This is a genomic window from Micromonospora craterilacus (assembly GCF_003236315.1).
Classification (GTDB): domain Bacteria; phylum Actinomycetota; class Actinomycetes; order Mycobacteriales; family Micromonosporaceae; genus Micromonospora; species Micromonospora craterilacus.
In genome coordinates, this window is sequence record NZ_POTY01000202.1 from 1 (window position 1) to 13,346 (window position 13,346).

The 13,346-nt window shown below is 71.9% G+C and carries 12 protein-coding genes and 1 riboswitch; all 12 genes read left to right on the forward strand.

Annotated elements, in window-relative coordinates; all coding sequences use genetic code 11:
- Positions 1-19 precede the first annotated feature (19 nt).
- A complete protein-coding gene (locus tag C1I95_RS25385) occupies positions 20-1,876 on the forward strand; it encodes an Ig-like domain-containing protein (protein ID WP_111217365.1) in 1,857 nt (618 codons plus the stop codon).
- 87 nt (positions 1,877-1,963) lie between these two features.
- Positions 1,964-2,932, forward strand: a complete 969-nt coding sequence (locus C1I95_RS25390) for a sortase (RefSeq protein WP_111217381.1) — start codon at positions 1,964-1,966, stop codon at positions 2,930-2,932.
- A 241-nt stretch (positions 2,933-3,173) separates the two neighbouring features.
- The gene (gene pstB / locus C1I95_RS25395) at positions 3,174-3,947 is read left to right on the forward strand and encodes a phosphate ABC transporter ATP-binding protein PstB (RefSeq protein ID WP_111217383.1); all 774 of its coding nucleotides are present in this window, start codon (positions 3,174-3,176) and stop codon (positions 3,945-3,947) included.
- A gap of 147 nt (positions 3,948-4,094) precedes the next feature.
- Positions 4,095-5,291 (forward strand): Ig-like domain repeat protein, encoded by a 1,197-nt coding sequence (locus C1I95_RS25400; RefSeq protein ID WP_111217367.1) that lies wholly within the window; start codon positions 4,095-4,097, stop codon positions 5,289-5,291.
- A gap of 114 nt (positions 5,292-5,405) precedes the next feature.
- The gene (locus tag C1I95_RS25405; protein WP_146605836.1) at positions 5,406-6,557 is read left to right on the forward strand and encodes a WxL protein peptidoglycan domain-containing protein; all 1,152 of its coding nucleotides are present in this window, start codon (positions 5,406-5,408) and stop codon (positions 6,555-6,557) included.
- A 119-nt stretch (positions 6,558-6,676) separates the two neighbouring features.
- The gene (locus C1I95_RS25410) at positions 6,677-7,120 is read left to right on the forward strand and encodes a hypothetical protein (protein ID WP_146605837.1); all 444 of its coding nucleotides are present in this window, start codon (positions 6,677-6,679) and stop codon (positions 7,118-7,120) included.
- 96 nt (positions 7,121-7,216) lie between these two features.
- Positions 7,217-7,639: a hypothetical protein gene (locus C1I95_RS25415; protein ID WP_111217373.1), complete on the forward strand. Its 423-nt coding sequence runs from the start codon at positions 7,217-7,219 to the stop codon at positions 7,637-7,639.
- Between the two features lie 104 nt (positions 7,640-7,743).
- Positions 7,744-8,082: a DUF4229 domain-containing protein gene (locus C1I95_RS25420; protein ID WP_111217385.1), complete on the forward strand. Its 339-nt coding sequence runs from the start codon at positions 7,744-7,746 to the stop codon at positions 8,080-8,082.
- A gap of 174 nt (positions 8,083-8,256) precedes the next feature.
- Positions 8,257-10,134 carry a M14 family metallopeptidase gene (locus C1I95_RS25425; protein ID WP_111217375.1) on the forward strand — a complete coding sequence of 626 codons (1,878 nt, stop codon included), beginning with the start codon at positions 8,257-8,259 and terminating at the stop codon, positions 10,132-10,134.
- 177 nt (positions 10,135-10,311) lie between these two features.
- Positions 10,312-10,371: riboswitch (cobalamin riboswitch) on the forward strand.
- A 110-nt stretch (positions 10,372-10,481) separates the two neighbouring features.
- On the forward strand, positions 10,482-11,417 hold the full coding sequence (locus C1I95_RS25430; RefSeq protein WP_111217377.1) for an ABC transporter substrate-binding protein: 936 nt from the start codon (positions 10,482-10,484) through the stop codon (positions 11,415-11,417).
- Positions 11,418-11,452: 35 nt separating this feature from the next.
- The gene (locus tag C1I95_RS25435; protein WP_111217379.1) at positions 11,453-12,556 is read left to right on the forward strand and encodes a FecCD family ABC transporter permease; all 1,104 of its coding nucleotides are present in this window, start codon (positions 11,453-11,455) and stop codon (positions 12,554-12,556) included.
- Positions 12,553-13,346, forward strand: a 794-nt coding sequence (locus C1I95_RS25440; protein WP_233513875.1) for an ABC transporter ATP-binding protein, incomplete at its 3' end; no start/stop codon positions are given. The genes C1I95_RS25435 and C1I95_RS25440, both read left to right, overlap by 4 nt.

The following is a 13,346-nucleotide window of genomic DNA, read 5'->3' on the forward strand; positions in this document are numbered from 1 at the left end:
GACAAAGAGGAAGTAGCCGATGTCCATGTCCGTGACCCGCCGACGCCGCGCGGCCGCGATGCTCTCGGTAGCCACGCTGCTCGGTGGCATGCTCGTCGGGCTGGTCGGTACGCCCGCGTACGCCGCCGACCTGGGCACTGTGAGCCTCTCCCAGACCAGCGGCAGGGTGACCGACTCGCCGATGTTCGGAACCGGAATCACCTCCGTCCCGTGCCCGACCGGGTTCGGCGAGGAGGCGGCGCTGCGGATCGGTCCCGCGGAGACCGGGCCGTTCACGAACCTCACCCCGTCGCTCGGTGGCGGGGGCTACGACAAGGCCCCGGTGACCGCCGACCCGAACCGGTCGTTCCAGCTCGCGCTCGGCTCGGTGCCCGCCAACGGTCGTTGGTGGGTCGTGGTGGAGTGCTTCAGCCTGCTGGAGGGCCGCCACCCCAACCGGTTCGTGACCCCGATCGAGGTCACCGGCGACCAGTGGCGGGTGGTCAGCACGGCGGTCGCGACCACGACCAGCCTCGCGGCCAGCCCGCAGAATTCAGCGGTCGAGGGGGCGACGGTGACGCTCACCGCGGCCGTCGACCCGCCGACGGCGACCGGCTCGATCCAGTTCCAGAGCGACGGCTCGCCCATCGGCGCGCCGGTCGCGCTCGCCGGCGGCAGCGCCACGCTCGCCGTGGCGGACCTCGCAGTCGGCAAGCGCTCGCTGGTCGCGATCTACCAGCCGACCGGCAACTTCGCCGGCTCGATCTCGCCCGCGGTGACGTATCAGATCAACTCGGCGACCGGCGTTTCGACCGTGACCCGCCTGGCGGTCTCGCCCGAGGGCCCGCAGGACCCCGGGACCCCGATCACCCTCACCGCGACCGTGGAGCCGGCCGAGGCCGAGGGTGTGGTGCAGTTCCGGGACGGCACCGCCAACCTCGGGATCGAACTCAACGTGACCGGCGGCACGGCCACGACCACGGTGAACACGACGCAGTCGGGACTGCTGGCGTCGGGCGCCCACTCGTTCAGCGCGATCTTCACCCCGGCGGATGCGGCGGCCTTCAACGGTTCCCAGTCGGAAGCCGTGCCCTACGAGATCACCGGCGAGGGAGCGGCGGTCACCACCACGGAGCTGACGGTCTCGCCGGCCGGTCCCCGGCCGCAGGGCAGCTCCGTCACGCTGACCGCGCGGGTCCGGCCGGAGGCCGCGATCGGCACCATCCGGTTCGAGGACGGGTCGACCCCGTTGGGCGACCCGGTCCAACTCCAGAACGGCGTGGCGAGCATTTCGACCACCACCATTCCGGTCGGGACCCGTTCGCTCAAGGCGGTCTACGTCTCTGGCGACACGACGCGCTTCTTCGGCTCCGAGTCCGCGCCGCAGTCGTACGTCATCACCGCGCCGGTGCCCGCCGGCGACGCCCTCACCGTGACCGACGAGAACGGCGTCGAGCTGGGCCCGAACCCGACGCTGAAGCGGGGCCAGCAGGTGAACCTCGTGGCCCGCGGCTTCGACGGGAACGAGACGGTCTCCACGCGCCTCGACGACGAACCCCAGGAGCCCGTGTCGGCCGAGAACGGCGTGGTCCGGGCGACCATGGTGGTCGCCGACGACGCGTCCGCGGGAGCGCACCGTCTGGTGCTCACCGGTGCGCAGCACGAGGTCACCTTCGACTTCGTCGTCGCCGAGGCGGCCGACCCGGATGACAACGGCGACGGTGACGACAACGGCGGCGGTAAGGGCGGCGGCGGCAAGCTGCCGACCACCGGCACCAACCTCGTCACGATGATCGGCGCGGGCCTGATCCTGCTCAGCGGCGGTGCGGGTGTGCTCGTCGCGACCCGGCGGCGGCCCCAGCTCGTCCCACCGATCTGGCCCGACCAGCAGCCCTGAGGCGGGACGACCGGCGGCCGGCGGTAGTGCCGGCCGGCCGAGTCGGCCCGGCACCCAGAAGAACCTGAGCGAGGAGAAGTGACGACCATGACGGTGACGACCGAGCGTCACCAGCCGGCTGCGGCGGTGCCGCCACCGCCGCCGCCGACGAAGCCGGTGCCGGCTTCGGGGGGTGGCGGTCCGATCCCGCCCGCACCGCCGGCTCGCGCCCAGTTGGCGTTCCATCTCTCCGGCGCGGGGCTCACCATCCTCGCCGTCCTGGTCCTCGCCTTCGTCGCGCACCTCACGGGCGTCTCCCAACTGCGCTACCTCCGTTCGCAACAGACGGCGTACGCGGACTTCCGGTACGAGCTGGCGAACGCGACCGCGCCGGTCGGGCAGACCGACGGGGACGGCAAGCTCGTGCCGCTCGGCACCACCGTGGCGGTGCTGCGGATTCCGGCGGTGGAACTGCGGACCGTGGTGTTCGAGGGAACCCGCGGCGACGTGTTGCAGTCGGGACCGGGGCACCGCCGCGACACGGTGCTGCCGGGTCAGGCCGGGACCAGCGTCATCATGGGCCGCAAGACGCTGTACGGGGCACCGTTCGGGACGCTCGGCCTGGTGCTGCCGGGCGACGAGATAACCGCCGTCACCGGGCAGGGCGAGCACACGTACCGCGTCGTCGCGGTGCGTCGGCCCGGTGAGGAGGCGCCGCCGTCGTCGGAGACGTCGCCCGGTCGGCTGGTCCTGGTCACCGCCGACGGCCCGGCCTACGCCCCCCGCGACCTGCTCTACGTGTACGCCGATCTGACCTCGCCGGCTCAACCGTCGGCCGGGCGCGCCTTCGGTGCCGCCTCGTTGCCGTCCGCCGAGCGGGCGATGGCCGTCGACGAGGGCGCCTGGGTCGCGGTGGTGCTGTGGGGGCAGGCGCTGCTGCTCGCCGCGCTGGCGGTGTCCCAGATCCGGATCCGGCGGGGCCGCTGGCCGGCGTGGATCGTCGGCCTTCCGGTCTGCGCCGCGATCGGGCTCACCCTCGCCGACCAGATCGCCCGTCTTCTGCCCAACCTGATGTGAACCTTCGTGACGCTGTGAGGACAAGGTGACGCACCCGATCGACGAGACCGCTCCCCGGTGGGACGCACCGCGCGCCGAGCCCGGCTGGGCGGTGCGCGCGGCGGACCCGCCGACGCTGGTGGACATCGCCCCCGATGGCCCGCCGAGCCATGGTGGGGCGCCCGCCACCCACCCGGCCACGACTGCCGGGGCGGGACCGAAGCACCGCCGGTCAGCCCGGCCGGGCACCGGGACCGGGGAGCTGGCGGCGCTGGACGCGCGTGGCATCTCGGCCTGGTTCGGTGAACGCAAGGTGCTCGACCGGGTCTCGCTGACCATGCGCGCCGGCCAGGTGACCGCGCTGATCGGTCCCTCCGGATGTGGCAAGTCCACCTTCCTGCGCATTCTCAACCGGATGCACGAATTGGTATCCGGTGCCTCGCTCGCCGGGGAGGTGTTGCTGGACGGGCAGGACATCTACGACAGTTCCCGCCGGGTCACCGACGCCCGCCGACAGATCGGAATGGTCTTCCAGAAGCCAAATCCGTTTCCGGCGATGTCCATTTACGACAACGTGATTTCCGGGCTGCGGCTGACCGGCGTGAAGGCGAGCCGGCGGGATCTGGACGACCTGGTCGAGGAGTGCCTCGCCAAGGCTGGCCTCTGGAAGGAGGTCCGCGACCGGTTGCGGCAACCGGGAGGTGCTCTCTCCGGCGGCCAGCAGCAACGACTCTGCATCGCCCGATCGCTCGCCGTACGACCCCGGGTGCTGCTGATGGACGAGCCCTGCTCGGCCCTTGACCCCACGTCGACGCGGCGAATCGAGGAGACCATCGGCGAACTGGTCGCCGAGGTCACGATCGTCATCGTCACCCACAACATGCAGCAGGCCGCCCGGGTCTCCGACGAGTGCGCGTTCTTTCTCGCCAGTCAGGGGACCCCGGGCGCGATCGTCGAATACGGACCGACCTCGGCCATGTTCGACAACCCGCAGGACTCCCGCACGTACGACTACGTGCACGGGCGGTTCGGCTGATCGCTGGCTCCGCACCGGAAGTTTCCCTTCCCCATGTCCGGCGTAGGGATTGGCCTGCCGGTGCGGTCACGGCACCCGGAAATGGTATTTGCGGGCCGGGTCGGGTGACCCGGTTCCGTCACCACCCTCAACGAGAGGAAGTGATTCATGAGTAAGCGTCTGCTTGCTCGTGTGGCCGCCCTGACGACGGGCGCCGCGCTGGCAGCCGGTGCTGTTGTGGCGGTCGCCAGCCCGGCGCTCGCCGCGCCGCTCGGCACCGTCAACCTGTCGCAGACCAGCGGTCTCGTCACCGATAGCCCGATGTTCGCATCCGCGGTCACCTCCGCGCCCTGCCCGACCGGGTTCGGCGAGGAGTCGGCGCTGCGGATCGGTCCCGCGGAGACCGGGCCGTTCACCAACCTCACCCCGTCGCTCGGTGGCGGGGGCTACGACAAGGCCCCGGTGACCGCCAACCCGAACCGGTCCTTCCAGCTCGCGCTCGGCTCGGCGCCCGCCAACGGGCGGTGGTGGGTCGTGGTGGAGTGCTTCAGCCTGCTGGAGGGCCGCCACCCCGACCGGTTCGTGACCGAGATCGTGGTGGCCGGCAACCAGTGGCGGGTGCCGGTCGTCGAGGCCACCACCACCAGCCTCGCCGTCTCCCCGGCCAGCCCGGTCGAGGCCGGTACCCCGGTGACCCTCACCGCGACGGTGGCCCCGAGCGGCGCCGCCGGCACGGTCGAGTTCCTCCGCGGCACCAACTCGCTCGGCACCGCTGCGGTCTCGGGTGGCACCGCCACCCTGACCACCAGCACCATCCCGGCCGGCTCCTGGTCGCTGACCGCCCGGTTCACGCCGGCCGACCCGGGCTCCTTCGGGGCGTCCACGTCGGCCGCCGCCTCGCTCGTCGTCAACGGCCCGGCCGGTGGGGTGAGCAAGGTCGAGACCATCACCGCTGACGTCGACCCGGGTGCCTTCACGCTGGACGTGGCGCAGCCTCCGGCGGTCGAGCTGCTCGGCGGCCAGGTCGGCGGCACCGCCACCGGTGCCCTCAAGCAGGCCACCATCACCGACCTCCGGGGCACCAACGCCGGCTGGGACGTGACCGGTCAGCTGACCGACTTCACCGGTGCCGGCAACATCCCGGCCGGGAACCTTACCTGGACCCCGTCGGCCGCCAAGGCCAGCGGCTCGGGCGCGGTCTCGGCGGGCACCCCGGCGAACCTGGGCGACACCCGTACGCTGTGCAGCTCGGCCGCGGGCAGCAGCGCCGGCACGTTCACCTGCGACGCCGGCCTGAGCCTGTCGATCCCGGACAGCGTTCCGCCGGGCGCCTACACCGCCACCCTCACCCTGACCCTGGTCTGACCGAAGCGTCGGTACCACGGGTGTCAACAAACGCAAGCGGATGTACCGCGGACAGCCGGTCCGCGGTACATCCGCTGCGTCTCCTGTCCGGAACCCGCCTCGGAGCCTGCCCCCATGAGCCCTCGTGATCTCCTTCGTACCGCGGTGGTGCTGCTGGCCGTGGTAGCCCTCACCCTGCCGGCCGTGGCGGCTCCGGCCGTCGCCGGACCGGGTGCCGTCCGCACCGGCGACGCCGTCGGGGCGCGGCCGGTCGCGTTCCAGCCGTCGACCGCGCTCACCGCGCGCCGCGACGAACCCCGCTGGAGCGTGCAGCCGTCGAGCAAGAACGGACCGACTGGCAAGAACCACTTCGTGTACGACCTCGCGCCCGGCGAGCAGATCATCGACTACGTCGGGATCAGCAACCTGGGTCCGGCACCGATCACGCTCGACACCTACGCCACCGACGCTTTCAACTCGGAGGACGGCGCCTACGCCCTGCTACCCACCGCCCAGGAACCCCGCGACGTCGGCGCGTGGATCCGGGTGCCGCAGCGGTCGTACACGATCGCGCCGGGCAAGCGGCTGGACGTGCCGTTCACCCTGCGGGTTCCGGCGAACGCCGAGCCGGGCGATCATCCCGGAGCCGTGGTGGCCGCGATGACGGTGACGGAGACCGGCAACGAAGGTCAGCAGGTGACCGTCGAGCGGCGCATCGGCGCCCGGGTCTACCTACGGGTCAGCGGGCCGGTGCAGCCCTCCGTACAGGTCACCGGGCTGGAGCTGCGGTACGACAATCCGGTCGTCCCGTTCCCCGGTGGGGATCTGACCGTCACCTACCGGGTGGCGAATCTCGGCAACGTCCGGGTCACCGGCAAGGCGCGGATCCAGCTCAAGGGTCCACTCGGCGTCCGGCTCGGCCACAGCGAGGTGATCGACATCCCGGAGTTGCTCCCTGACTCCGAGATCCGGCTCAGCAGCACGATTCCCGATGTCTTTCCGGCTGGCCGGATCTCTGCCTCTTTGGCGGTCAACACGGAGACCGTTGACAAGAAAGATCCGGTACCTTCCGCCAATCGTGCCGCCGCGACATCGGCGGTACCGTGGGGCCTGCTGATCTTCCTCGGGGCCCTGGTCACGGCCGTGATCCTGGTGTTCGTCCTGCGTCGGCGCCGCCGCCGGCTGCTAGCGGCGATCGCCGGTGACGGCGGTGTTCCGGGTCCGGCGGGCGGAGACCAGACCCCGACAGCGTCAGCCGGCCGGCGAGCGACCGCCGCAACCGGATAGCTGCCGCCGCCGGAGGATGATCATCCGCCACGCGGGAGCTGGTTCGCCGGCACCGTCCCGCCGTACGCGGTCCGGCTCGACCGGCGCCGCATGACCCACCGGAGAGAGAGAAGGTTGTGGTGAGCAGGACCCGGATTCGCCGTCGCGCGGCGGCGGTCCCCTTGGTGGCCGGAGCGATGGTCGCCCTCTGGGCGGCGAGCGCCCAGGCCGCGGTGGACCGGCCGCCGGTTCCGGCGGCCATGGTCGCGATGGCGTCCACGTCACCGTTGGCCGCACCGTCGCCCGGTCAGGGCGGCGGGCAGGAGGGGTCCCTGCGGATATCCGTCTCGATCGCCCCCAAGCCGACCCCCTCGGGCAGTGCCAGCCCGACCGCGTCGCCGACGGTGACCGCCTCGCCGCCGGCCACCGGCTCGCCGTCGCCCGCCCCGCCGTCGCCCGGAGGTGGCCTGCCGCGTACGGGTGTCGCAATCGGCGCCCTGGTGATCGTCGGCGCGGCGCTGGTCGGCGGCGGTGCGGCGCTGCGGGTGTTGGCGCGGCGGCGACGGGAGCTTCCGGCCGGATGACCCGGCGGGCCGTGCCGGCGCCGGAGCGCCCAGCGGACCCGTAGGCGGCCCGGCCAGCCAACTGGTGCTGCCGGGGCTCGCGTACCCTCGTCAGGGATGACTGAGCAGCAGAGCGCGTTCCCCCGCCGGGACGCCGAGGGACGCATCCGTGCCCTGGGCGACCTGCTTGGTGTCGGCCTGGCCGGGGTGGTCATCGGGCTGCTGGTGCTGGTGCTCTTCGACGGGGCCTTCGCCTCGTTCGGGGCCGGTGACTTCGGACAGGCCAACGGTTGGCTGGCGGTGATCCTGCCCGCGTGGCTGTTCTGGGAGGACTTCCGGGCTTGGGAGTTCGGCGCACCCCGGGTGGTGGCCGCGCTGGTGTCCCTCGCGGTGGCGGTGGTCGCCGGGCTGGCGCTTGCCGGCGTGACGGTCGGGCTGCCGCCGCTGCTGTCCGGAGGGCTGGCCGCGGCGACGTTCACCGTGGTCTACGCGATGATCTGGTTTCCCGGTGTCCGCTGGTTGGCCAGTCGGACGAGCTGAGACCAGGCTCCGCCGGGCGGGCCGGCAGGCAGGACTGACAGCGCCGTCGGTCGGACGGCAGGGGAATGGAGTGGCTACGTGAGCGAGCGAAGCGAGGCGACGGCGTGAGTGCGGCGGTCAAGTACACGCTGGGCCGGATCGGGCTGTTCGCCGCCGTCGTGGCGGCCCTCTGGCCGGTCAACATGAACATCTTCCTGAAGCTGATGGTGGCGCTGCTGTTCTCCGCCGCGCTCTCGTTCTTCCTGCTCAAGGGCTGGCGCGACGAGATGGCCGAGGAGATGGCGAGCGCCGCCGAGCGCCGTCGCTCGGAGAAGGAGCGGCTGCGGGCCGCGCTGGCCGGTGACGACCAGGCCGGCCCTGACGCCCCGGCGGACGGCGCCTCCGAAGCCGCCGGCGACCAGCCCGGGACCGCCTCGGATCAGGGTCGCGGCCCGGCCGCCTGAGCCGGCCGGTTTCGGCACCCGGCTCCATCGCGTGTCGGGCGGCGGAAACATGTTGCCGGCATGAGGATCCGGCTGGGATGGACTAAAGAACGATCGATATTGATATGACCATGTGACCGGTGGCGGGCTGTCCGCCACCAGGCGGGTGACCCCCGCGCCTCGAGGAGGTTGTCCATGGCCCTCCGCACCATCCCCGTCCGCCGTGCTCTGGCGCTCATCGTCGCCGCCGGACTCGGCCTGCTCGCCATATCCGCGCCACCCGTCTCCGCCCGGCCGGCCCCGGACCGGGAGGAACAACCGGCCGCCGCGACCTACCGGGTGCTCGGTCCGCGTACGCTCGCCGACCGCACCGCGGTCGCCCGTACCGGCGCCGCCATCGACTACTCCGAACACGGGGTGCTGCACGTCTCGGCCACCCGCGCCGAGGCCGCCGCCATCACCAAGCTCGGCTTCCGGCTGGAGGAGGTCGCCGCACCGCCGAACGATCGGGGCCATGACCACGGGGACGTCGGCGCGCTGGCCTTCCCGCCGGCCGACGCCGACTACCACGACTACGCCGAGCTGACCACCGTGGTCAACCAGATCGTCGCGTCCTACCCGTCGATCGCCCGCAAGGTCAGCATCGGCACCTCGTACGAGGGCCGGGACCTGATGGCGGTGAAGATCTCCGACAACGTCGCCGTCGACGAGAACGAGCCGGAGATCCTCTTCAACTCGCAGCAGCACGCCCGCGAGCACCTGACCGTCGAGATGGCGATCTACCTGATGCGGCTGTTCACGCAGAACTACGGCACCGACTCCCGGATCACCAACCTGGTCAACAACCGGGAGATCTGGATCGTGCCGTCGGTCAACCCGGACGGCAGCGAGTACGACATCGCCACCGGCTCGTACCGGTCCTGGCGCAAGAACCGCCAACCCAACAGCGGATCGTCGTACGTCGGGACGGACCTGAACCGGAACTGGAGCTACAACTGGGGCTGCTGCGGCGGCTCGTCCAGCTCCACCTCCTCGGACACCTACCGGGGTCCGTCGGCCTTCTCCGCCCCGGAGACTCAGGCGCTGCGCAACTTCGTCAACAGCCGGGTGGTCGGCGGCGTGCAGCAGATCAAGGCCAACATCGACTTCCACACCTACTCGGAACTGGTGCTCTGGCCGTACGGCTACACCTACAACGACACCGCTCCCGGGATGACGGCCGACCAGTTCAACACGTTCGCCACCATCGGCCGGCAGATGGCGGCGACCAACGGCTTCACCCCGCAGCAGTCCAGTGACCTGTACATCACCGACGGCAGCAGCATCGACTGGATGTGGGCGGTGCACGGGATCTGGGCGTACACCTTCGAGTTGTACCCGCGCACGGCCTCCGGCGGCGGCTTCTACCCGCCCGACGAGGTGATCCCCGCGCAGACCTCGCGCAACCGGGAAGCGGTGCTCATGCTCGCCGAGTACGCCGACTGCCCGTACCGGGCGATCGGCAAGCAGGCGCAGTACTGCGGTGGTGGCGGCGGGACCACGGTCTGGTCGGACACCTTCGAGACCGCGACCGGCTGGACGATCAACCCCAACGGCACCGACACCGCGACCTCGGGCCAGTGGGAGCGGGGCGCCGCGCAGGCCACCAACTCCAGCGGGGCCAAGCAACTCGTCCCGTACGCCGGCAGCAACGACCTGGTGACCGGCCGGCTGGCCGGCGCCAGCGCGGGTGACTACGACGTCGACGGTGGCGTGACCAGCGCCCGGTCCCCGGCCATCACGCTGCCGTCCAGCGGCACGCTGACCCTCTCACTGGCCTGGTACCTGGCGCACGGCTCGAACTCGTCGTCGGCGGACTACTTCCGGGTCAGCGTGGTGCACAACGGCGGCACCACGGCGCTGCTCACCCAGGCCGGTGCGGCCAGCAACCGCAACGGTGCCTGGACGACATCGAACCTCAACCTCACCCCGTACGCCGGGCAGTCGATCCGGATCCTGGTGGAGGCGGCCGACCTCGCGACGGCCAGCCTGGTCGAGGCGGCTGTGGACAACGTCACGATCACCGCCTCCTGATTCGACGGGGCCCCGCCACCCCTCGCGCGGGGCCCCGTCTCAGGGACCAACCGGACAAAGAGCATCCAGCGTCCGCCCCGGCCCCGGCCGGCGGTGGCCCTCCGGCGGCGACCGCGGCCTGCTCAGCGGGCCGCGGTCGGGTCGTGCGCTACGGTCTTACCGACCCGCCGCAGCGAAGCCGGTGCGACACCGGCGCTGTCCCGCAACTGTGATGCCCCGATCCGGGGACGAGCCAGGTCGCCTGGGGCGCGGTCGCGATCCGCGCTCTCGAGGAAGGGCGCCTCGCGGACGGGTGCCCAGGCTCCCTGTCGGCGAAGCACCGCACTCCTCGACCGACAGGAGGACCGATGTCCAGACGTACCCCCCGGCTCTTCGCCGCCACCCTCGCGGTGGCCGCGCTCACGCTCGGTGCCTGCGCCGAGAAGGCCGCCGAGACCCCCACCGCCAGCGGCAGCCCGAGCGCCGCCGCCTTCCCGGTCACCGTCGGGTCGCTGACCTTGGAGCAGCGACCCGAGAAGATCGTCTCGCTGTCGCCGACGGCCACCGAGATGCTCTTCGCCATCGGTGCCGGCCCGCAGGTCACCGCGGTCGACGACCAGTCCAACTTCCCCGCCGACGCGCCGAAGACGGACCTGTCCGGCTACCAGCCGAACGCCGAGTCGATCGCCGGGAAGAACCCCGACCTGGTGGTGCTCGCCAACGACACCAACAAGATCGTCGACCAGCTCACCGCGCTGAAGATCCCGGTCTACCTGACCCCCGCGGCGCAGACCCTGGACGACTCGTACCAGCAGCTCACCGAGCTGGGCACGCTCACCGGCAACACCACCGCGGCGGCTGACGTCGTGCAGCGGATGAAGGACGACATCGCGAAGATCGTCGCCGAGGTGCCGCAGCGGGTCCAGGCGCCCACCTACTTCCACGAGCTGGGTCCGGAGCTGTACACGGCGACCAGCAAGACCTTCATCGGCTCGATCTACACCCTCGCCGGCCTGGAGAACATCGCCGACCCGGCCGACGCCGACGGCAAGAACGGCGGCTACCCGCAGCTGTCCCAGGAAGTGATCGTCAAGGCCAACCCGGACTTCGTCTTCCTCTCCGACGTCAAGTGCTGCCAGCAGAGCGCCGATACGGTCAAGGCCCGCAGCGGCTGGTCCGGCATCAACGCGGTCAAGAACGACCAGATCGTGCCGCTGGACGACGACATCGCCTCCCGTTGGGGCCCGCGCGTGGTGGACCTGCTGCGAGTCATCGTCGACGCCACCGCCAAGGCGTCCGAGTGACGACGGACGGCCGGCGTTAACAAGGGACCCTTTCCATGCACCAGGCGTTAAGAAGGGGCCCTTCCTTCCCGCCGGGCGGGGCGGCGCCGTCGTCCCGGCCGGCGGGCCTGCGGAAACGCTGGCTCGCCGCCGGCGTTCTTGCCGTGCTCGTCGCCCTGGTGGCCGGCGTCTCGCTCGGCCCGGTCAGCCTGCCGCCCGGCAGTGTCGCGATCGAACTGCTCAACCTGCTGCCCGGGGTACGCCTGGAGAGCGGGCTGACCGAGCGGGAGATCGCCATCGTCACTGAGCTGCGGCTGCCCCGGGTGGTGCTGGGTCTGCTGGTCGGTGGCCTGCTCGCGCTGGCCGGTGGCGCGTACCAGGGGGTGTTCCGCAACCCGCTGGCCGACCCGTACCTGCTGGGCGTCGCCGCCGGGGCCGGACTGGCGGTCACCGTCGTGCTGACCCTCGGCGTCGGGGCGGGCGGCGCGCTGAGCGGGCTGCCGCTCACCATCCCGCTGGCCGCCTTCGTCGGCTCGCTCGGCGCCGTGGTGATGACCTACCTGCTCGGTGCGGCCGGCGGGCGAAGCCGCTCACCGGCCGCGTTGATCCTGGCCGGGGTGGCCGTCTCCGCGTTCCTCAGTGCCGGGCAGACGTACCTGCTGCAACGGCACGCCGACAGCATCCAGCAGGTCTACTCCTGGCTGCTCGGTCGGTTGGCCACCGCCGGCTGGCAGGACGTCCGCCTGGTGCTGCCGTACTTCCTGCTGACCAGCCTGGTGATCCTGCTGTTCCGGCGCGAGCTGGACGTGCTCTCGGTGGGCGACGACGAGGCCGCCAGCCTCGGCCTGCACCCGCAGCGGTCCCGGTACCTGCTGATCGCCGCCGCCTCGCTGGGCACCGCCGCCGCCGTCTCCGCCTCCGGCCTGATCGGCTTCGTCGGCATCATCGTGCCGCACACCGTACGGCTGCTCGCCGGTTCGAGCTACCGGGTCATCCTCCCGCTGTCGCTGCTGTTCGGGGGAGCCTTCCTGGCCCTGACCGACGTGGTGGCGCGGACCGTCGCCGCACCGCAGGAGATCCCGATCGGGGTGGTCACCGCGCTGCTGGGCGGCCCCTTCTTCGTCCTGGTGCTGCGCACCGCCCGGCGGGTGCTGACATGACCGAACCCGCACCGGGCGCACCCGCCCCCGCGACCACCACGCCCGGTAGGGCCGACGGGCCGCCGGCCGTCGACGTGCGTGGCCTGCGGGTCAGTCTTGACGGCGTACCGATTCTCGCCGGCGTGGACCTGACCGTGCGGGCCGGCGAGTGGGTCACCGTGATCGGCCCCAACGGGGCCGGCAAGTCGACGCTGCTGCGCGCCGTCGGCGGTCTGCTCCCCGCGCCGGACGCCGTCCGGCTGTTCGGTACGCCGCTGAGCGCGCTGCGCCGCCGCGAGCTGGCCCGGGTGGTGGCCACGGTGGCCCAGTCCCCGGTCGTACCGCCCGGCATGGCGGTACTGGACTACGTGCTGCTCGGCCGCACCCCGTACATCCCGCCGCTGGGCCGGGAGTCCGCCGCCGACCTGGCCGTGGTGCACGAGGTGCTGGACCGGCTGGACCTCGCCGGCTTCCACGCCCGTGAGCTGGCCACCCTCTCCGGCGGGGAACGGCAGCGGGTCTTCCTGGCGCGGGCGCTGGCCCAGGGTGCCACCCTGCTGCTGCTCGACGAGCCGACCAGCGCGCTCGACATCGGCCACCAGCAGGAGGTCCTCGAACTGGTCGACCAACTGCGCCGCACGGATGGCCTGACCGTGCTGGCCACCATGCACGACCTGTCGATCGCCGGCGAGTACGCCGACCGGATGGTGCTGCTCGCCGACGGCCGGGTCGCCGCCACCGGCACCCCGCACGAGGTGCTGACCGAACAGCTCCTGTCGCACCACTACCGCGCCCACGTGAAGGTCATCCC